Consider the following 19,439-nt stretch of genomic DNA (forward strand, 5'->3'; position numbering starts at 1 on the left):
TGGCGCGGGCGGCTGTCGGTCCCGACGTATGGTGTCGCCGGCCGGGAGTTACTGCTTAGGGAGGCGGTCATTGATCGCTGTCGCCGTGCTGGCGTTCGCAATCGCTCCGTCGGCTCGAGCGCAGACGGTGCTGCTGGAAGGCGCGGCCATCGTTCCGGTCGTTGGCAACCCGATCAAGAAGGGGAGCATTCTGATCAAAGACGGCCGAATCGCGGCGATCGGACAGACCGTCGAGGCGCCATTTGATGCGAAAGTCATTGATTGCGGCGGCAGGACGCTCTTTCCGGGAATGGTTGATGTCCATACATCGCGCGGAATCGACGTGCCGAATGAGTCGCCGCCGGTCACACCGTACCTGAACGTGTACGATGCCATCGATCCGTCACAACTGTTTTATGAGGATTCCCTGCGTGACGGCGTTACGTCGATTCATGTGATTCACGGCAATGATTGCGTCATCGGCGGCATGTCGCGCGTGGTGCATCCGATCGGCATGACGCCGGAACAGATGACGACGCTGCCGGATGCAGCGATGAAGCTGAGCCTGAGTCCCAAAGGCGGCTACGACCGCATGTTGCAGCTTGCGACGCTTCGCGAGGCGTTCGCGAAGCTGGACGAAGACATGAAGAAACTTGCCGAGCAGCGATACGAGGCCAGACTGCGCGAGGAGGGCAAGGATCTCGATGTACCGCCCGAAGAGGAGCAGAAACGTGGAAAGGAACTGATCCGCGAAGAGGACATTGATGAGAAAAACCGCAACCTGCTGCTGCTCACCCAGGGCAGGATTCGGGCGTTCATCTATTGCGGAAATGCGATGGATGTCGCGCCGGCGGTGCGAATTGCCAGATCGCATGGCTTCGTCGATCAGGCCGTTCTGGTTCTTGGTTCCGAGTGCTTCAAGGCCGTCAGCGAACTGAAAAAGGCAGGTTTGCCGGTCGTGTTGGATTCGACGCTGGTTCATATCGAGACCGATCCAATCACCGGCGAAGAGAAGGAGACCTTTGTCCCGAAGGTCATCTCGAAAGCGGGATTGAAATTCGCCCTTCAGCGGAAGACCGGGTCTTCGCTTGGAGAACGATATCTCTGGTTTCAGGCCGCGCGATGCATTCGCGAGGGGATTTCGCGAGACGATGCGCTCAAGTCGATTACGCTCTGGCCGGCGGAGATGCTGGGCCTGGGCGATCGGCTTGGTTCGCTGGAGGTCGGCAAGGAGGCGAACATCCTGGTGCTGACGGGCGATCCGCTCGACGCGCAGACCTGGGTTGAAAAAGTGTTCATTCAAGGCGAGCAGGTATACGAGCGGGCGGACGACATTCGACTTCGCGAACTGTTCAGTACCCCCGCGGAAGAAGCGGGACCGAGCAGCTCGACCGAGCCCGTGCCAACGACGACCAAGGCCGACGAATCTTCCGAAGAGCGAGAAATGCGCACGCCCTCGGAAGATCGGCCTCGCGGTGAGCGACGCCCCCGAGGCGATGGCCCGCCGCGGCGGCGCGGACCGCGTCCACCGAGTCCGTCCGGCGACAAAGTCGAATGAGGGAGATTTCGGTCGCTGCCGTCCGGCTTCGCTTGAGGGCGCGCGGGTTGCGGTCGGCAGTGATGTAGCAACGCATGCCGGCGTCGTCAGTGAGAGAGTGAATCAGTAATGCGTCGAACGAATGACATTTCACGAGCCAACCATCCTGTCGCAAGGCGACGCGCCTCCGTTACGCGCGCGACGGCATGGACGCTCTTTGCCGTGTTATTTGGTTCGTCCGGAATTGTTTACGCCGAAGGTCCGACGTTTCTGATCAAGGCCGGCCGTGTTTACACAATGGCGGGAGGCGACGCCTGGTGCATCGATGGCGGCAGGATTCTCGTCAAGGACGGGAAGATCGTGTCGGTCGGGGCCGAGATTGTTCCGCCGCCGTTCACGGAGGTGATCGAGCTTCCGGATTCCATCATCGTGCCCGGTCTGGTGTCGGCCGATTCGTGGCTTTCTCGGCGGCATATGGGTCAGGAGTCCGTCGGAGCCCAGTATCGAGCGGTCGATGCGTTCGATCCCTATGCGAATCTTGATCGCCTGTTGGCCGGAGGCGTCACAACAGCCTATCTGAATCCCGGGCGTCACCGCCTTGTCAGCGGCGTCGGTGGCGTTGTCAAGCTCGGTGCGCGGCCCGGGGATTCGGTTCTGCTTGAAGAGTCCGATCTTGTGATCAACCTCGGCGAGGCGGCGTTCGATCCTCCGAAAAAGGAGAACTGGCTGATCCCGCCGTCCTCGGACTTGCAGATCATGCCGAGCGAGGCTCAGCGACCTTCGTCGCGATTGACTCAGCTCTTGCAGTTGAATGAGTCGTTTGAGGCGGCGCTTCGGTATGCCGCCGATCGTCAAAAGCCTCATGCGAATGAGCGGCCGCTTTTTGATGCGTCGATGGAGGCACTCGCGGAGCGTGTTCGCGCGAAGTCGCTGCTGCGAATACATGCGGATCGTGCGGTTGATATTGAACAAGCCGTCGCCTTCTGCCGGAATCGCAAACATGCTTTCCTCTTGACGGGCGCTCGCGAGGCATCGGCCGTCGCGGGGCTTCTGGCTGAAGCCGGAGCGCCAATCGTTTTTGAATTGCCGGTGAATCCCGTTTCTCCAGGCTGGGATCTTGGCGCGGGACCCGATTTGCTGACCGAAAATGTCAGGATTCCGCCAGAGCTTCATTCGCTGCCGATTGCGGTGGTCGGTCCGGAAGGCGCGCCGCATGGCGACTTGCTTCTTTATGCATCGCTTGCAAGGCGGAGCGGTCTGTCCGATCGCAAGGCGCTGGCTTCTGTAACATCGGACGCCGCGCGAGTACTGGGCGTTGATGGGCGCGTCGGTTCGATTCAGCCTGGCCGCGATGCGGATTTTGTCGTGCTGGCGGGCGAGCCACTGGCTGCAAACTCACAGGTTCGCCGCGTCTATGTCAACGGCCGTATCGCATTTGATGCAGATCGGGTCGCGGAAGATCGGCTCATTGTGCGTGCCGGCCGGGTCTGGACCGGCGATCGCTGGGTCGAGAAGGGAGCGGTGCTGATTGAGCGGGGCCGAGTGACGGCCGTCGGAGAAACCACTCCCGTGCCGCCGTTCAGTCGGATCGTCGATGCGGGTCCGAATGCGGTCGTCACGCCGGGTTTCATCGACGCTCGCGGGCATCTGGGCTGTGAGGGCGACCGTTCCTCGGCTGCGGCGGACCTTTCGATCGCCAGGGCTTTGTTCCAGGCGCTACCTGAGTTTGAGCGTGTGTGTCGCGCAGGTGTCACCACGGTGCTGACCTCGCCCTATCGTCCCGGCGGCAACGGCGCCCGCGTGGCGGCGATCCACACGGCCGGCGACGACCGGAACGCGCTGATCGTCAAGGAGACAGCCGGGATTATGCTGTCACTTCGTGGTCAGGATTCCGAGGCGGCGGTAAACCGGCTTCGGGCGGCGCTTGCGGCGGGCAGGAAGTACGACGAGGCCTGGGCCAAGTATGAAAAGGAACTGGCCGAATACAAGGCCAAGGGTGCTCCCGCGTCGAAGGAAACGGAACTCGAGAAAAAGCCGGACGAGGTGGTCACCGAGAAGCCGCCGGAAGATCCCGTAACCGGAACGTGGGAAGGTGAAGTGTCCGGTGGTCCATTGCCCGAACCGCAGCAATTTGTGCTCAAGATGAAGCTGACCGGCGAAGAAGTCGTCGGGAGCATCGAGACGATCATTGGCGGAGGCGAGAGCGTCGGAGTTCGCGGAACCCTCAAGGACAAGCATCTGTCACTCGAGGTTGAAGTGGAGATCCCCATCGGCAAGGCGATGGTCGAGGTGGATATCGACCGTGACGATCATTTCACAGGCTATCTGGATGTTGCCGGGCGGTTCCGATTCGACGTGGAGGGCAACCGAACCGAGAAGACCGTGCCTGAGATCAAGGTGACGCGCCGGCGCGCGAAAAAATCCGAAGGCGGCCCCGAGGCGCCAAAGAAGGACGAGGCGTTGGAACCGTATCGGGATTTGTTCGCAAGTCGCATCGCGATCGTGATTGATGTCGATACGAGCCGGGTGATCGAGGCGATCCTGCCCATCTTTGAGAAGGATTTCAAGGTGCCGTTTGTCCTGCTCAACGCGGACGGTGCGATCAAAGTGACGGAACCGATTATCAAAGCCGGCACCGGCGTGATCCTGAAAACTCAGCTCACGGAACTGATCAATCGCCGCGAAAGTGTGCAGGGCGTTGAACTTTCCCGCGCGGGAGTGACCGTCGCGTTTCAGAGCGATGCCGAAGATGCCGCGAGGCAGATTCCGCTCCGAGCGATCTATGCCATTCGCAAGGGCATGGATCCGACGGTCGCGCTTCGATCGCTGACCGGTGATCCCGCACGCCTGATGCGGTGCGACGACGTCGTCGGATTTCTGAAGCCCGGATGCCGTGGAGACGTGCTCATATTCGATGGCTCGCCCCTGGAGCCGGGCACGCGGCTGCTGCGGGTGTTCGTGGACGGCAAGGAGGTACGGTGAGTATGCACAGCCTTCGCAATCATCGAAGTCGGATTCTCACCGCTTTGGGCTGCCTTCTGATGGTTCAGGCTTCGATGGCTGCGCCAACGCGCGCCTCGGAGGCGACGGCATCCGGAGGGAATTCGTCGCCCGATTCCGCCGCGACGCGGCTTGCAATCAAGGCTCCGAAAATTATCACCGTTGACGCCCGGGATACGATCATCAACAACGGCGTTTTGCTGATCGAAGATGGCAAGATCAAGGCCGTGGGCAAGGCATCGGAAATTGTGATTCCGGAGGGATTCAAACTCATCGAGCACGACGGTTGGCTCCTTCCGGGCTTGGTTGACGCGCACAATCACATTGCCGGTTCGCTTGCCGATCTGAACGATGGCGTGTATCTGACCAACCCCGGCCTGCGAACACTTGATGTCGTCGATCCTCGTAATACGAATCTCGAAAACGCCCTGTCCGGCGGTGTCACGACGGTGCTGCTGATTCCCGGTTCCGGCAACAACATGTCGGGTTTCGGCACCATCACCAAGACATTCGGCAACTCGACCGACGAGATGGTTATCCGCTCGCCGGGCTCACTGAAGATTGCACAGGCGGGAAATCCGGAGCGATACTGGTACGGCGTCGGCCGGACCTTCATGAACTGGAACACGAGGTACACGCTTGAGAAGGCGCTGAAGTACCACAAGGATCGCACGGAATACGAAAAAGGCGGCATGAAAGACGGTCCCGCCTACGACATCACCTGGGAGGATTTCCGCGGGATGTTTGAGCGGAAGTACCCCGTGTCGGTGCATACGCAGATCTATCAGGTTTACATGACCACCATCACCATGCTCCGAGATCATTTCGGACTCGATGTGATGACCGACCATTCAACGTTTGATTCCTTCAAGCTCGCCAGCTTCATCAAGGAACGGAACATGATTCCGGTGGTCGGGCCGCGGCAGTTCCATTTCGACGGCCGCGATCGAACGATTCATGGCTGCGCTGCCCGATTCTGGGAACAGGGTGTGCCCAAAATCGGCATCAACACCGACGCTCCCGTCATCCCGCAGGAGGATCTGAACTTTCAGGCGACGATGGCGTGCTGGTATGGCATGAACGACGAATATGCGGCGATCAAGGGACTGACGCGTTATCCCGCCGAGGCGATGAATATTCTGTCCATGACGGGCAGCATCGAAGTCGGAAAGGACGCGGACATCACGCTTTGGACGGGTAGCCCGATTGATCCCCGCCAGTCGTGCAAAATGACCATCGTGAATGGCAGAATTGCATACGATGCGAAAGTGAGACGGCGCACGCGATGAGACACCTCGCGACCAATCAATTCAGACACAGATTCGAACGCCTGCGCGGTCGCGCCGCAAATCCGGCGCCGAATGCGGATCGCGGCGATCGAGCGACGGCCGCGCGGCCGCCCGCGGTGAACCGCCGGCGATTGTCTTGCTTCCCGGCATTGGCCTTGTCGATTGCCGTGCTCGTCGGTTCAGCGGCATCGGGGTTCGCTGATGATTCGTATGTGGTGCTCAAAGCGAAGAAAGTCATCACCATCACCGGAGAAGAGATCAGCGATGCGATGATCGTCATCTCCGGCGGCAAGATCGAGGCGGTCGGCAAGAAAGTCGATTATCCATCCGAGAGCCGAGTGATCGATGTTTCGAATCTGACGGTGATGCCCGGCATGATCAGTCCGCATTCAGCGATCGGCCTGCCTCCCGCGAATCGGAACGGCAATCAGTCGCACCGCAGGGTTTCGAGCGATTTCCTCCCGCCCGATGACGACACCTATTCCAGGCTGCTTCAGGCGGGGTACACGATGTTGGGACTGTATCCGCCGGGCGGAGGCATGCCGGGCCAGAAATTGGTGCAGACGACCTCGCAGCCGCAGAAGCGGGCGGGGCTTAAGGAAGAGGGCCTTATTCGCGTCAGTTTCACCCGGCCAGCGACGGACAAGCGACTTCTTCGCGACACCATCAAGCAGGCCCAGGCGGTGATCGACAAGGAAAACGAGGCAACATCCAAGTCCGCGACGTCGCGTCCTGCTGCGGAATCCCGTCCCACGAGCCAACCGACGTCCGTTCCGGCGTCGGGTCCGTCGTCACAGCCCGCGACCACCCGTCCTGCCACTGCGTCGGCACCTGTTGCTCCGCCGCCTCGCCCTGAACTGGAACCCTGGCTGTCGCTGCTGAAGAAGAAGGAAGGATTCGTCGCGCAGATCGAGCTTGCCAGGGCGTCGGACATCATCCATCTGGCGGATGTGTTGAAGGATGCCGATTTCGCACGGCACTTCGTCGTCAGCGGGTGGGAGATTGGCGACATGCATCAGGTCGTCGCCCATGATCTCCTGGGTCATGCCAAGGCGCTGGTCGCCATTACTCCGACTCTCCCAAACATGCCGCTGACCATGAATCCTTACAACCTTGCCCAGCGGTTCATCAATGCAGGGGCGACCGTCGCAATCTTCCCGCTTTCCGATACCGTTGAAGAGTACGGCAACATCCGCGAACGGCTCGCAATGCTCGTGCGAGCAGGCCTTGACCGCAAGGATGCCCTCAAAGCGGTGACATTGAACGCAGCCAGGTTCCTGTTGATGGACAAGGAATATGGATCGATTGAAAAGGACAAGTGGGCGGATTTGATCCTGCTCGACGGCGATCCTCTCGATCCGGCCAGCAAAGTCCGACGTGTCATGATTCACGGTGAGTTCGTGTTCGATCTGGATAAGAAGGATTCGAAGCAACCGCCTCGGCTGTAGGAGTTTCGCGAGAGTACACTAAAATGCGGCGTTTCGTACTTGTCATTCTGGGTCTCACGATTCTCGCGCCGACGCTTGGTTTTACGCCGGCGTGGGATGACGGAGTTGACTCGTTGGCGGCGACTGCGCCGGCCACCGCACCGTCGGCACAGCCGGCCACCCAGCCTGCAACACAGCCGACGACCGAACCAACCACGACTTCGGCGGCCACTGCCCCCGCGAGCCAGCCGACCACGAAGCCGGCCAAGCCCAAGGACCGCTATCTGGCCGTGATCGGAGGAACGGTTCATCCCGTATCCGGAGCCGACTTGACTGGAGTGACCATTCTTTGCAAGAACGGCCGAATTCAGTCAATCAGTCGTTCTCCGAAACTGCCCGACGATGCCCAGGTGCTTGATGCGACGGGCTATCACGTGTATCCCGGACTGATTGCCAGCAATACACGCAATGTGGTCGGCTCTGAACCGCCGGAGGACACGACCAATGTCTTTGCAACGTCCATGCGCCTCGCCAATGCCGGTGGCATCACGACCGCCATTGTCGGCAACACAGCCGCAAAAGTGTCTTATGGCAGCGTTGAAGGCCTGACACTGCGCAAAGACCTGTTTGTCGGGCTGCGATATCGTTCGCCTGCGGAAAAGCGGTCGCTACGTGAGTCGCTCGACAAAGTGCGAGACTATTTGCGCGACAAAGATGATTTCGAACGCCGGAAGGCCGAAGGTGACAAGGAAGCCAAACCCCCGGATGAATCGCCGGTCACGGGCGGGAATGCCCGATTTCTTCAACTGATCAAAAAGGAAAAAGCGGCCGTCTTCTCTGCTGATTCCCGCAGCGAACTCGATGCAATCTGCGAATTGGTCGAGACCTACGGTATTCGCGCCGTGGTGCGCGGCGCGGTCGAAGGCTGGACGATACCCGACCGAATGGGCCGCGCGGGAATTCAGGCGATCGTCACACCGCGTCGGCAGACCGAACGCGACCAACAACTGAATCACCCGCAGGGCGGCTCCATTGAAAACGCCGCAATTCTCTACAGTCGCGGCGTGGAGATTGCCATCACACCCGGCGCCGTCGATGCGAGCCTCGGCGGTCTGGCCGGACGCGATTTGCAGCATATCCCAATGGAAGCGGCATTGGCCGTGAGTGGCGGATTGCCGGAAAAGGCGGCGATCGAATCGATCACACTGACTGCCGCTCGCATTCACGGCATTGCGGATCGGGTCGGTTCCATCGAAGTCGGCAAAGACGCGGATTTCATCATATGCAGCGGCAGATTGCTCGAATTTTTCACGATGGTGGAATGGACAGTCGTGAATGGCCGAATAGTCTATGACAAGCAGGCCGATACGCTCTTTGCTGACATTCGGCCCCGAACGCCCACGACGCAGCCGGCGCGATACAAATTCTGGCCCCGTCCGTTTAAGCCGCGTCCCGCGCCGCAACCAGGCGAAGGCGGCCGTTATGGCAGGTCTCCCCTCGAATAACTAAGTTGACGGTTACCCTCGTCGCCGAGATGGTGCTTCGCATCGTCCCGATTCGCGTGCCAATTGTCGCACTTACCGTCCCGGCCGGCGAACTGCCGATGTGTTCCGGTTCATGTCACTGCCGAGCTCTGCCGAGGCGCTCCGGTCTGAAATTAGCAATCCCAATCATGCCATCATGGTTCATGTGCGGGAAATTCCGTTGCACGGTCGAGGTACCTGATACCGTATGCAAACAAAATAGCGGTCATTCCGACATGCTGCGACGAACATTTACGCGGTCAAACTGAATCCACAATAGTTGCCGGGTGTCTCAGTTCCGCGACTGCATTGATCAGTAGGGGTTATGCACTACTTGCGAAACGCCAATTCTCCGGCTACGCTCTCATTGATGTGGCAGTTGGTGTACGACTACCCAATCTCTGAGTTAATAGCAGCCGGCGAGTGGAGAATGCAAGTCTGGAGCACTGTAAATGGCCAAGTCGTCTTTTTCTTGTGATGTCTGTGGACGCGGTTTTCGTATGCCCGCTCACCTCGCCCGCCATATGTCAGTTCACAACGGAACCTCAAAAAAAGCATCAGTAAAGGGTAAGAAAGCGTCTCACATGGGCGCAGCGGTTGTCGGCCGACGGCGTGGGCGACTGCCCGCCGCGGTCGCAAAAATGAATCTCGGCGCGATGTCCGCCGAGGAACTGGGGCAGATTCTGATCGCAACCCGGGCAGAGATTTCGAGTCGAATTTCCCAGTTGCAAAACGTCATTAACTGATCCGTAAGTCGTCGGGCGCGGTTCAATTCTCATCCTGACCGAAGATAATCGGTGGTTGGCGCAGCAGGGGGTCTGCGCCGACTACCCGGTTCTCTCGTTTGCCCATTGAGTGACGACTGCAAACCGTGTTTCGACTGTCGCAGGTCCGATTTAGTCGGCCGGCAGGCACCGCGCGGATGCCCACGCTCGCAAGTCGGCGACGCGCTCCATTTGAATGACCGACAGGGGCGGTGACATCTGCAATGCCGTGACGACTCGCCCCGTGTCAATTTCCTTTTTCGCGGCGAAAGCCTCGTGCAATGCGGAGACGATTGCCTGTTCGATCTCCGCGCCGGTGTACCCTTCCGACGCATTGATCAGTGCGTCCATGTCGAATTGGTTGGGATCCCGGCCGCGACGGCGGAGATGGATTGCAAGTATTTCCCGCCGCGTGTCGGGCGAAGGCAAGTCCACGAAGAAGATCTCGTCGAATCGTCCCTTTCGCAGCAATTCCGGCGGAAGCGCCTCGATGTCATTGGCCGTCGCCACAAGGAAAACCGGCGCGCGGTGTTCCTGCATCCAAGTGAGTAATGCGCCGAACATCCTTTGCGACAGGCCGCCGTCCGCGCTCCGACTGGCCGCCGAGGCAAATGCCTTCTCGACTTCGTCGATCCACAGAATGATCGGCGACATCATCTCGGCTTGATGCAGTGCGTCGCGCAGGTTGCGCTCCGATTCGCCGATGAAGCGATCGTACAGCGAACCGACATCCAGCCGAAGCAGCGGCCGCTTCCACGCGGTTGCAATGGCCTTCGCGCAGAAGCTCTTTCCCGCGCCTTGCACCCCAAGCAGCAGAATGCCTCGTGGCGCGGTAAGTCCGAATCGAGATGCTTCATCCGTAAACACCTCTCGACGAATTTCGAGCCAGCGCTTGAGCCGCTTCAGTCCACCGATTGCGGACAGGTCTTCCGGCGTTTCGATGAATTCCAGCAGCCCACGGCCCTGCACCGCCTGTCGTTTCCGCGCAAGGATCAATGCAAGGTCGTCGGCATCGAAGCGGCGGTCCTCGACCACGGTCTCTTGAATGATCTGCCGAATCTGGCGACGCGTGAGGCCCCGAAGATTTCTGAGAATCAGTTGAAGCGTACGGCGGTTGAGATCGACTTCAATGCGATCCTGCATGTTCGCTTGCCGCAGCGACTCGCGCAGCAGCGATTCGATCTCAGCGGAATCAGGAAGGCTGATCTCAAAGCGCGTAGCGACGGATTCAATCACAAGGGGCAACTCGCCATTGTGATCAACCAGAATGACCATGCCGCGCTGGTTGCGGCAGTGTTCCACGACCTCACGTAGCAGCCGCATGGTACGATCATCTCGAAGGTGGGCGGCGAGATCGAGAAAGACATTGATTCCGGGGTTTTCCTGTCGGAGAAGGTAATAGAGCGCCCCGGAGGGATGGACTGTTTCGGGAATGGGGGTCTGATCCGCAACCAATCCGTCGCGCAATCCATCGACGATTGTCCAGATGTTCAAGAAGCTGGGCGTGCGAATCACGGCCTCGCGGATGGTCGAAAGCGCGTGATCTTCCTCGACGGTGCCGATCACCACGCATGGATACATGCCCCGAATGAGTTGCTCGAGTCGGGCGCTGTCCTCTTTCTGACCAGTCATTCCGCATCGGCCTCCGCGAATCGGCAGCTCTGCTGAAGCGCAGCCGCGAGTCGTAGAAGATACTCGTCGCGGGCGATTTCGACTACTCCGAACCGGCGCAGGTGCGGCGTGCTGAATTGTACATCCAGCAGTGAGAATCCCCGTGCCGTCAATGTCTCCACGAGCCGGACGAGTGCAACCTTGCTGGCGTCCCGAACAATATGAAACATGCTCTCGCCGAAGAATGCGCCACCCAGTGCGACGCCATACAGCCCGCCCGCGAGATTGCCATCGTGCCACGCCTCAACGCTGTGTGCGAAGCCGGCCCTGTGCAGGCTGCAATAGGCCGCGACGATCGGTGCCGTGATCCAGGTCCCGTCCGGACGTTGACCGCAGGCGCGGATCACTTCTTCGAACGCGGAGTTCAGGCGGATCTCGAATTTCGCGCTGCGATAGGTCTGGCGAAGGCTCTGTGGTATGTGAAACCCGTCAAGCGGCAGAATTGCGCGCGGATCAGGCGAGTACCAGCGAATGGTCTTGCCGTGCCCCATCGGAAAGACGGATTGGGCGTACGCGGACAGCAGCAATTCCGGCGTTAGAGGTTCCATTCAGCGTAATATATCGCGTCTGGCCCGTCTGGCGCGCGGTGACGGGGTGGGCAAGGGAAGGTATAGTACCGGCCGTCAAGAGTTGAAGGGGTGTGCTGTGAGGATCGGCTCGGAGGGTGCCATGTCATATACCGTGAAAAAAGTGGATGTCTGGGCCGGCGACGTCATGAACCGCCCCGAAAAGCTGGCACGCGTGCTGGAAGCGCTCACTGCCGCCGGTGCGCAGTTGGAGTTTCTGGTTGCGCGCCGGGTTTCGCAGAACACATCCCGAATTTTTGTCGCGCCGCTCAAATCGAAGAAGGAGCGGCAGGCGGCTTCAGATGTCGGCCTCGTCTCCGCGGCCGGTATGCACTCGATTCGGATCGACGGTCCCGATCGGGCCGGTCTCGGAGCGGATATCGCGAGAGCCGTGGCAGCCGCTGGAATCAATGTCCGCGGCGCGTCGGCGGCCACGATCGGCAAAAAGAATGTGTTCTGGCTGGCATTCGCCGAATCCGGTGAAGCCGATGCCGCCATCAAGATCATCAAGAAGAAACTGGCGGGTAAAAAAAAGTAAGCAGGTCGGGCGGCGGTCGCGCTCCGATTCCCTCGGGTTTTGCGGAGACCGACCGGCCCAAGCTACTTGACCTGGATGATGGCCGTGAATTCCGCGGTCCGCCACTTCACCCTGAGGCGCACGCCCTTGGCGATGGCATCGGGGCTTAGCTCTTGTTCGAGCTGCCGAACATTGTCGATTCGCCGATCGTTGGCCTGAGTAATCGTATGGCCGGCGCGAATGCCCGCGGCAAATGCTTCGCTCGTGGGGTCGACATAAGTCACGACCGCGCCTGTCAGCATGTCTTCGTCCAGCTTGTATCGTTCCGCGAGCGCGGGTGACATCGTCGCCGCTTCCATGCCGATCAGATCGAACTTCACTCCGGATTCAGCAGTCGGTTCGGAGCCATCCGACGAGATCGGCTCGTTTCGCGGACCGCGGCGGCGGGACTCGTTTCGGTTGGATTCCGGACGGTTCTTGTCGCCGGACTTGGGTTCGGATTCGGGCTTTAGCAAGTCGCGAAGTGCTCCGGTCGTTGAGAAGCCTTCAGGCTGCGCGCCGATCTTTACCTTCAGGGACCGGCGTTCGCCTTTTCGCCAGATGATCATGTCGACTGACTGATTCGGCTCGGATGTTGCAATGAAGTGTTGCAGTTCATCGGTGTTCATGACATCCGTGCCGTTGATGGAAAGAATGATGTCTTCCGGCTTCATCCCTGAGGCCGCGGCCGGGGAACCCGAGCCTATTTGCTCCACAAGCACGCCGTGCGACTCATCAAGTCCATATGCCGATGCGACCTGCGGGTCCACCGATTTGATTCCAACTCCCAGATAGCCTCGAACGATTTTCTGGCCGGTCTTCAGCTTTGCGGCGATCGTCTGAACCACCTTCGACGGAATCGCGAATGCGACGCCTTGATTGCCACCTGATTCAGTCGCAATGGCCGTATTAATGCCGATGACTTCGCCGCGGGCGTTGATCAGCGGTCCGCCCGAATTGCCGGGGTTGATGGGCGCGTCGGTTTGAATCCAGTTTTGATAGTCGATATCGACCGCCACATTCGATCGGCCGATCGCGCTGACGATTCCGTGTGAGACGCTGTGGCCCAGCCGGAAGGGGCTGCCGATCGCAAGCACAATGTTGCCGACCCGCAGCGCGGACGAGTCTCCGAACCGGGCGGGATGCACGCGATCCGCGTGGATCTTCAGAACGGCGATATCCGTCTTGGGATCCTTGCCGACGATTTCCGCGCGGTACCGCCTGCCGTCCGAGAGCATCACGCGAACCGCGTCGGCGTCTGCCACAACGTGATTGTTCGTGACGATGTAGCCGTCTTCGTCGACAATGACGCCGCTGCCGGTACCGGTGCTGGGTTCGGGCTGAAAATTGCGGCGGCCGAACAATTCCTGGAGTTGCTTGTTGACCGCGGTGTTCTCGCTGATGGCCTCAACGTAAACGACCGAGGGCTTCACTGCTTCGGCGATCACGCTGAAGGCGTGTGAGACCTGTTCCAGCGGCGCCAGTTCCTTCAGGTCGATCGACTGAAGGTGGTCGAGGTCGGCCTGAAGTCGGCCCTTCTCAACGGCATAGGACACACGACCGGGCAGGTCGAGGTGAATGGCCAAGGCCAGCATGGCCACGGCCGTGATCGATGTCAGGACCAGATAGGGTAGACCGCGTCGATGTCGCATGTCAGGTCAACCTCCATGGAATCAGCTTCGCTATGCGTTACTACGCGAGCGAGCCTTCACTGGATTGATAATTAATAGGGGAGAGTCGCCGCCCGTGGTTTCTGATCTCGGCGCCGAGCTTGCAACCCCTGTACGGTTGCCCGGCGGCCTCGTCGAGGATTTCGGATCGGCGGCATCGGGCACGAGCATACAGCCTAAATCGGATTGAGGTGGTCAGAACCCCACGAGTTTCACAGCCTGCGCCCGCAGAGGCCAACCACTCCACAAGTCCGTATTATATTAACGCGTTATTATAGGATCGGTCACGGTTAATTCTTGACGATGGGTGGGGCCGAAATGTCGGATCGGTCAGATCAAAACCGCTGGTTTCATGCCGGAAGGCTAATTCACGACAACCAACTGTCCGACCGCATTGACCGTGACGGGATCGTTAACGCCATCATCGATCACCGCGAACAGGTTGTATGTGTCTGATGGGACGGAATCGCCGTTTTCATCGACGAAATTGAACACGAACGATCCGCTTGCGCCGTTCTCGCTTAGGGGTTGCGCGCTGACCAGCGTGATCTCATTTCCGTTATTGTGATTGGTATCCAGATCAAGTTTGATTGAAACAAGGGCATCGGGGTTCTGTGGCCCGTTGTCCGTCCACATGATGGTGAAGGGCGTCGGAGCCGTCACAGTTACGTCGGCGTTACCTGGATCAGTGAACGACAAGGTCGGGACAGGCAGCGCGGTCGTGACGACGATCGTCCCGTTTGTGCCGCGGTCAGCGTCGCGCGATTGAACCGTCCGGGTCTCACCATCCGGCGATTCGATGGTCGCGATGATGACGTAGGTCCCCACCCGAACGCCGGCCACGTCCCATTGGAAGATGTCGTTGTCGCCGTCAGCCAACGCATCGCGGCCTGATCCGGTCGTGCCGTCCCCGACGAGATGAATCGGATCGGCCGTGTCTTCGTCATCGATGTTACGTCGCTGTGCCGTGATGCGGACAACCGTGCCTTCGATGCTCGCGATGTCAGCCCATCGAATGGGGGTGAGCACGCCGGCCGACGCATTGACCTGCGCGTTGGGCTCCGCGATGGCGATTCCCAGTTTGATCGAGTTGTTGTTATTTTGATTTCCGAGCCCCAGCAGGGGGCCGAGAAAAAGATCAATCCCCGTGCAGCCGGACACAATCAGCGCGGCGACCGCGGTAAAGGTCGTCACGCGTCCCAACGAAATCCGGAAATTGACGTTTTGTTCGTTTGGTCGCGACGGCTTCTGCATGGAAACTCACTTACATCGACGGCCTGAAATTCAGATATCAGAGCACCCTTTTGTGCGATCAGATACACCCATTGTAGGGCATCAGAATCGGACCGATCGCATTGTAATTCATCGTCGCCCCCGCGAAGCCGGCTCAAGTTCCGAATAAGAAAGGAGCGGTGCAGATGTGCTGTGTCTTCTGTGTGCTGTTGCGCCGGGGCGGCACATTTTGCCGCCTGGGCGTACGGGAGCGGTCGAGCGATCGCATTGACCTCGGGTTTCCGGAAATCTAGACTCCAAGCAATGCCGTTTTCAGCGATGGGTCATAAATAAATTTGCATCCGATCCCCGTCGGCGGGCACCAGGTGGCGGCATAAAATGGCATGAAAGTGTTCAATATTGCGATCCGCGACTTCAAGGCCAACCACGGTGGGCCACTTAATGAGCGGGTCTGAACACTGGTTCGCGGAGCGTGGGATCGCATTGATACCCGCATGAAACGCAGTAAATCTCGCATGAAAGGTGGATCATGAGTCGAGTTCGCACGTCTTGTTCGCGCCGGAATATGATTGCACGCCGTTGGGTCGGCTCGTTCGCAAGGCTAACCTTCGCGGCGTTGGGATTCTTCGTCGTGTCAGGCATGGACAGTGCGTCGTGCAATGGTGGCCCGTCGGGAAACAATAACAATAACAACAACAGCACGGGACAGAAGCCGAATGTCGATGCCTCGCGAGATCATATCCTCGTTGCGAACGGTGCGACGCCGACAATCACGGTCGTGGAATATGCCGATTTGCAGTGTCCTGCCTGCGGGTCATTTGCACGAAATCACTTCGATCGGCTGGTTTCTGATTACGTCGATACCGGCAAAATTCGCTATGTCTACCGGCATTATCCGCTGAACTCGCACCCCCGCGCGATTCCGCTCGCCGAAGCGGGTGAGTGCATCGCGAACGAGAGCGAAAGCGCCTTTTTCGCGTATGTTAAGGAGATTTTCTCGGATCAGTCGGATTTGTCGGATGCACGCGCTCGCGAAATCGCGGATTCGCTTGGCATCGATCTCGATGCCTATGACGACTGCATCGCCGGAGATTCGGAAATCCTTCGCGTGAACGAGGATCGCACGTCCGGCGACGCGCTCGGTGTGCAAGTTACGCCGACTTTCTTCGTCGAGGATGAACGAATCGGCCGTTCCGGCCAGACCCTGAATCAGATCGCCGAATCACTCTTCCAGGCGATCGATCGCCGTCTGTGAGACAGAAGGCGCATTCCGCCACAATCTGGGTGGGGCGGGAGAACCGGCGGAGCGGCCGGGCCATTCGGCAATTCCTGCGCGGGTTGGAATTGCGGCAAAACCCGTCGTGGTTTTACGCTGCTGACTTGACGCTGCTGACTTGACGGAGCTGCCGATTCGTGCCGATTGAGTTAGTTGACGGGCGCGCCGGGTCACGAGTCGCGGCGATTCGGCCGTTCGGATGTCCCCTCGCTCAATCGGAGTCTTTCGAGACATGGTGAATTTTCGCAGCCCAGTTGATGCTTCCTCGAATTCGTCCCTTGTCAGACATGAAACGCCATTGGGCGACGGCGCTCCGGTCGATGCTCGTTCAAGCCGGGTGCGTCGCGTTTTTCGCTCGTTTGGAACATGCATCGCGGCGTCGGTGAGTTGCGGGCTTCTTGCAGTGGGCGCGACTTCGTGCGGTCTCGACGCAATCGGGAACCTGACGTCCGCAACTTCTGATCTGGGGCCTGGCGGACAGATTATTCCGCGGGTACTCCGCATCGCGTTCATCAACAACACGAACTTTCGTGCGATTTTCACCTTCGGCAGCTACGACCAGCTAAATCAAGAGACGATTCCGACCAATATCGGGCAGGTTCGGCTCGAAGCAAACTCAACGAGTACGACGTTCACTCAGCCTTGCCGTCGGACCTTTTCGGTCGGCGGCGCGGAACTCATCCGGTTGATCAAGGAGAATCGCAACAGCCCGCAGGTGAACATCATTGATGAGCGCGCGTTGATTGTCGGCGTGAATTTCTCGGGGGCTGCGCTGGGGGATCCCTTGGAGGCGGAGCCGACGGAGGGAACGGCGACCGGCAGCGTCAAGCTGGTTGGTGTTGACTACACCTGTGCCCGAAACGACATTCGGCAACAGACCGGCACGGGCCTGCTTGTCTTCACGTTCGAGCCCGACGGGGCCGCACCCGGCGGCTTCCGAATCGACTACCAATTCTTCGAGCAGTGAGGCCGCGCGTGGACCGGGCGCTGTTCCGACGACCGGCGCATCGGTCGCGGCGGCGACAGCGACAGTTTGTCTCAATTTCGAGACAAGAGCCTGACACATCACGATTGCTTCTCGTTCGTTGCTTCAGCGTCTTCCTGTGATTTGAGAAGCGACGGATCCCGCAATCGCGCGGCCTGGCGTTTCGATTTGGCTAAATGGCGAGCCGCGCTCCGGCTGCCTGGTCGAATTCAATTGATCGGGTCGCGGAATCCTGTTTTCATTCGGATCGGGCCAGATTATGATGAGGGGGGTTGCGGGCGTCAGGCGATGTGTCCGGTGCGACGATCGGATTCAAATCGGGTTCTTCGCGGACTGCGAGGGTCCATGCGACTAATTGGACTGATTCTGGTCCACCGGAGCGACTGGTCGTCGTGTCGCATCGAGTCGTGTCGCTGACATCGGGTTCAATCACGGTCACCGGGTCGCGCTTGTTTCCGGGCACTGATCGAGAGGCCTGAGCAATAGCATTCGATCAATATGAGTGAGCACATTTCGCCAAAGCCTACCGTGTTTTTCGTGGACGATGATGCCGACATTCGCGCACTCCTCGGCCAGATTGTCGCGACACGCGGGCTGGCGTCGGTCGGATTCGAGCGCGCTCAGGAATTTCTCGATGCATTCAAGCCAGGGGCCGCTGGGTGCCTTATTCTTGACATTCAGCTCCCGGGAATGAGCGGGCTGGAGCTTCAGCACGAACTACGCGTCCGCCGGATTGACATTCCGATCATCATTATTACAGGCGCTGGTGACATCGAGATGGCGCGGAACGCATTCAAGTCGGGCGTCGTGGACTTCGTGACGAAGCCGTTTCGTCCGGCCGAGTTGCTGGAATCGATTGATCGCGCGTTGGCGCGTGACGCGGAAAATCGGCGCGTTCGAGAGGTTGTCGTAGAGGCCGAGCGCCGGTTTTCAAAGCTCAGTGCTCGCGAACGCGAGGTGGTCGATCTTCTCGTGGCCGGCAAGAGCACGAAGGAAATTGCATATCACCTTTCGCTGAGCCCCAAGACCGTCGACGTTCATCGCGCCAACAGCATGCGAAAAATTGGTGTGGGTTCAATCGCGGAATTGGTGCACCTGGCGGTATCACTTGCACCCGGACAGTCGAAAACGGGGCCGCACCGGCCGACTCCTTCGAATTCTTAGCCCATGACTGCTCGCCGACTGGCGGACACGCTTCGCAATGTGGGGTTGTGGGATGGTCGCGAGCTGAATTATATCGAGGCCGAGGTTGGGGTACATCATGAAGACGGGTGGACGGCGCGGATGTTGGATGTCCTGCTGTTCGTTTGGACCGATCCAGCGGATCCGGATGGGCCTTCGTCCGATTCGCGTTGATCGAGCGAAGCCGACCGGGTGAAAGTGAACGCAACCATGTCCGACGTGCTACAGTCCATACGCCGTTTTCTCACGGAGAATCGGATCACCTTTCGCGAAGTGCATCATGGTCCGACGCGAACCAGCGAGGAATCCGCACGCGCGCGCGGCGAGCCCATCGAAATCGGCGGCAAGGCGCTCGTCGTGAAGGTGGGGGACCATTTTTTCGTTTTCGTCATGAGCGCCGCGCGAAAGCTTGATTCGGCGGCCCTTCGCGATCGCTTCAATGCGAAGAAGGCGCGATTTGCCACCCCCGACGAATTAAAGGCGCTCACGGGATTGACGCCAGGCTGCGTTCCGCCGTTCGGCCGTCCGATACTGCAATTTGATCTGTATGTGGATGAGTCGATTACGCATAATGAGAGAATCGCGTTCAACGCCGGGAGCCTGACGGACTCGATCATCATGTCGGTCGCGGATTACCTGCGGGTTGCCCATCCGGCGGGTTTTTTTTCGTTCAGCCTGCCCGGCGACGATACTGATTCGCGCAATGGTTCTCCGGCTGCATCATGAAAGCGCAGCAGTTGGGATTCAACCGCGCGGTGACCCACCGGGCCCAACGAGCTGA

Annotated in this window: 16 protein-coding genes; 12 read left to right on the forward strand and 4 right to left on the reverse strand. The window is 59.3% G+C overall.

All coding sequences use genetic code 11. The annotated features are described in order from the left end of the window. Window positions 1-70 precede the first annotated feature (70 nt). The 6 genes from KF841_08855 to KF841_08880 all read left to right on the forward strand — a co-directional run bounded on the left by KF841_08855 (window position 71) and on the right by KF841_08880 (window position 9,501). The gene (locus KF841_08855; protein ID MBX3395465.1) at window positions 71-1,537 is read left to right on the forward strand and encodes an amidohydrolase family protein; all 1,467 of its coding nucleotides are present in this window, start codon (window positions 71-73) and stop codon (window positions 1,535-1,537) included. Between the two features lie 108 nt (window positions 1,538-1,645). Next, window positions 1,646-4,498, forward strand: a complete 2,853-nt coding sequence (locus KF841_08860) for an amidohydrolase family protein (protein MBX3395466.1) — start codon at window positions 1,646-1,648, stop codon at window positions 4,496-4,498. Window positions 4,499-4,500: 2 nt separating this feature from the next. After that, window positions 4,501-5,805, forward strand: a complete 1,305-nt coding sequence (locus tag KF841_08865) for an amidohydrolase family protein (protein ID MBX3395467.1) — start codon at window positions 4,501-4,503, stop codon at window positions 5,803-5,805. Continuing rightward, the gene (locus KF841_08870; GenBank protein MBX3395468.1) at window positions 5,802-7,253 is read left to right on the forward strand and encodes an amidohydrolase family protein; all 1,452 of its coding nucleotides are present in this window, start codon (window positions 5,802-5,804) and stop codon (window positions 7,251-7,253) included. The genes KF841_08865 and KF841_08870 overlap by 4 nt, the downstream gene beginning before the upstream one ends. A gap of 23 nt (window positions 7,254-7,276) precedes the next feature. Next, window positions 7,277-8,737, forward strand: a complete 1,461-nt coding sequence (locus KF841_08875; protein ID MBX3395469.1) for an amidohydrolase family protein — start codon at window positions 7,277-7,279, stop codon at window positions 8,735-8,737. A 470-nt stretch (window positions 8,738-9,207) separates the two neighbouring features. Then, window positions 9,208-9,501 carry a C2H2-type zinc finger protein gene (locus tag KF841_08880; GenBank protein MBX3395470.1) on the forward strand — a complete coding sequence of 98 codons (294 nt, stop codon included), beginning with the start codon at window positions 9,208-9,210 and terminating at the stop codon, window positions 9,499-9,501. A gap of 150 nt (window positions 9,502-9,651) precedes the next feature. Here KF841_08880 and KF841_08885 read toward each other — a convergent pair whose 3' ends face one another. Further along, window positions 9,652-11,151 carry an AAA family ATPase gene (locus tag KF841_08885; protein MBX3395471.1) on the reverse strand — a complete coding sequence of 500 codons (1,500 nt, stop codon included), beginning with the start codon at window positions 11,149-11,151 and terminating at the stop codon, window positions 9,652-9,654. Next, on the reverse strand, window positions 11,148-11,738 hold the full coding sequence (gene aat / locus KF841_08890) for a leucyl/phenylalanyl-tRNA--protein transferase (GenBank protein ID MBX3395472.1): 591 nt from the start codon (window positions 11,736-11,738) through the stop codon (window positions 11,148-11,150). Before aat ends, KF841_08885 begins: the two co-directional genes overlap by 4 nt. Window positions 11,739-11,859: 121 nt before the next feature. Between aat and KF841_08895 the strand changes: the two genes are divergently transcribed. Next, window positions 11,860-12,294 (forward strand): ACT domain-containing protein, encoded by a 435-nt coding sequence (locus tag KF841_08895; GenBank protein ID MBX3395473.1) that lies wholly within the window; start codon window positions 11,860-11,862, stop codon window positions 12,292-12,294. Window positions 12,295-12,356: 62 nt separating this feature from the next. Here the strand turns inward: KF841_08895 and KF841_08900 are convergent, their stop codons facing one another. Both KF841_08900 and KF841_08905 read right to left on the reverse strand, forming a co-directional pair. After that, window positions 12,357-13,964 carry a trypsin-like peptidase domain-containing protein gene (locus tag KF841_08900; protein ID MBX3395474.1) on the reverse strand — a complete coding sequence of 536 codons (1,608 nt, stop codon included), beginning with the start codon at window positions 13,962-13,964 and terminating at the stop codon, window positions 12,357-12,359. A gap of 381 nt (window positions 13,965-14,345) precedes the next feature. Then, window positions 14,346-15,236: a hypothetical protein gene (locus tag KF841_08905; GenBank protein MBX3395475.1), complete on the reverse strand. Its 891-nt coding sequence runs from the start codon at window positions 15,234-15,236 to the stop codon at window positions 14,346-14,348. A gap of 610 nt (window positions 15,237-15,846) precedes the next feature. On the opposite strand from KF841_08905, the gene KF841_08910 reads away from it, so the two are divergent. The 5 genes from KF841_08910 (at window position 15,847) to KF841_08930 (ending at window position 19,384) form a co-directional block, all read left to right on the forward strand. Further along, window positions 15,847-16,470 (forward strand): thioredoxin domain-containing protein, encoded by a 624-nt coding sequence (locus KF841_08910; GenBank protein MBX3395476.1) that lies wholly within the window; start codon window positions 15,847-15,849, stop codon window positions 16,468-16,470. A 403-nt stretch (window positions 16,471-16,873) separates the two neighbouring features. Then, window positions 16,874-17,458 carry a hypothetical protein gene (locus tag KF841_08915; protein ID MBX3395477.1) on the forward strand — a complete coding sequence of 195 codons (585 nt, stop codon included), beginning with the start codon at window positions 16,874-16,876 and terminating at the stop codon, window positions 17,456-17,458. A gap of 516 nt (window positions 17,459-17,974) precedes the next feature. Next, window positions 17,975-18,640, forward strand: coding sequence for a response regulator transcription factor (locus KF841_08920; protein ID MBX3395478.1), 666 nt, complete (start codon window positions 17,975-17,977; stop codon window positions 18,638-18,640). A gap of 3 nt (window positions 18,641-18,643) precedes the next feature. Next, window positions 18,644-18,832, forward strand: a complete 189-nt coding sequence (locus KF841_08925) for a hypothetical protein (GenBank protein MBX3395479.1) — start codon at window positions 18,644-18,646, stop codon at window positions 18,830-18,832. 36 nt (window positions 18,833-18,868) lie between these two features. Beyond that, a complete protein-coding gene (locus KF841_08930; GenBank protein MBX3395480.1) occupies window positions 18,869-19,384 on the forward strand; it encodes a hypothetical protein in 516 nt (171 codons plus the stop codon). Window positions 19,385-19,439 lie beyond the last annotated feature (55 nt).

The organism is Phycisphaerae bacterium (assembly GCA_019636475.1).
Lineage (GTDB): Bacteria > Planctomycetota > Phycisphaerae > UBA1845 > UTPLA1 > JADJRI01.

Excerpts from the sequence above, each read along its gene's own strand:
- KF841_08925 (MBX3395479.1), top strand. The coding sequence starts at position 18,644 with ATGACTGCTCGCCGACTGGCGGACACGCTTCGCAATGTGGGGTTGTGG.
- KF841_08905 (MBX3395475.1), bottom strand. The coding sequence starts at position 15,236 with ATGCAGAAGCCGTCGCGACCAAACGAACAAAACGTCAATTTCCGGATT.
- KF841_08930 (MBX3395480.1), top strand. The coding sequence starts at position 18,869 with ATGTCCGACGTGCTACAGTCCATACGCCGTTTTCTCACGGAGAATCGG.
- KF841_08875 (MBX3395469.1), top strand. The coding sequence starts at position 7,277 with ATGCGGCGTTTCGTACTTGTCATTCTGGGTCTCACGATTCTCGCGCCG.
- KF841_08865 (MBX3395467.1), top strand. The coding sequence starts at position 4,501 with ATGCACAGCCTTCGCAATCATCGAAGTCGGATTCTCACCGCTTTGGGC.
- KF841_08895 (MBX3395473.1), top strand. The coding sequence starts at position 11,860 with ATGTCATATACCGTGAAAAAAGTGGATGTCTGGGCCGGCGACGTCATG.
- KF841_08870 (MBX3395468.1), top strand. The coding sequence starts at position 5,802 with ATGAGACACCTCGCGACCAATCAATTCAGACACAGATTCGAACGCCTG.
- KF841_08860 (MBX3395466.1), top strand. The coding sequence starts at position 1,646 with ATGCGTCGAACGAATGACATTTCACGAGCCAACCATCCTGTCGCAAGG.
- KF841_08885 (MBX3395471.1), bottom strand. The coding sequence starts at position 11,151 with ATGACTGGTCAGAAAGAGGACAGCGCCCGACTCGAGCAACTCATTCGG.
- KF841_08880 (MBX3395470.1), top strand. The coding sequence starts at position 9,208 with ATGGCCAAGTCGTCTTTTTCTTGTGATGTCTGTGGACGCGGTTTTCGT.
- aat (MBX3395472.1), bottom strand. The coding sequence starts at position 11,738 with ATGGAACCTCTAACGCCGGAATTGCTGCTGTCCGCGTACGCCCAATCC.
- KF841_08920 (MBX3395478.1), top strand. The coding sequence starts at position 17,975 with ATGAGTGAGCACATTTCGCCAAAGCCTACCGTGTTTTTCGTGGACGAT.
- KF841_08900 (MBX3395474.1), bottom strand. The coding sequence starts at position 13,964 with ATGCGACATCGACGCGGTCTACCCTATCTGGTCCTGACATCGATCACG.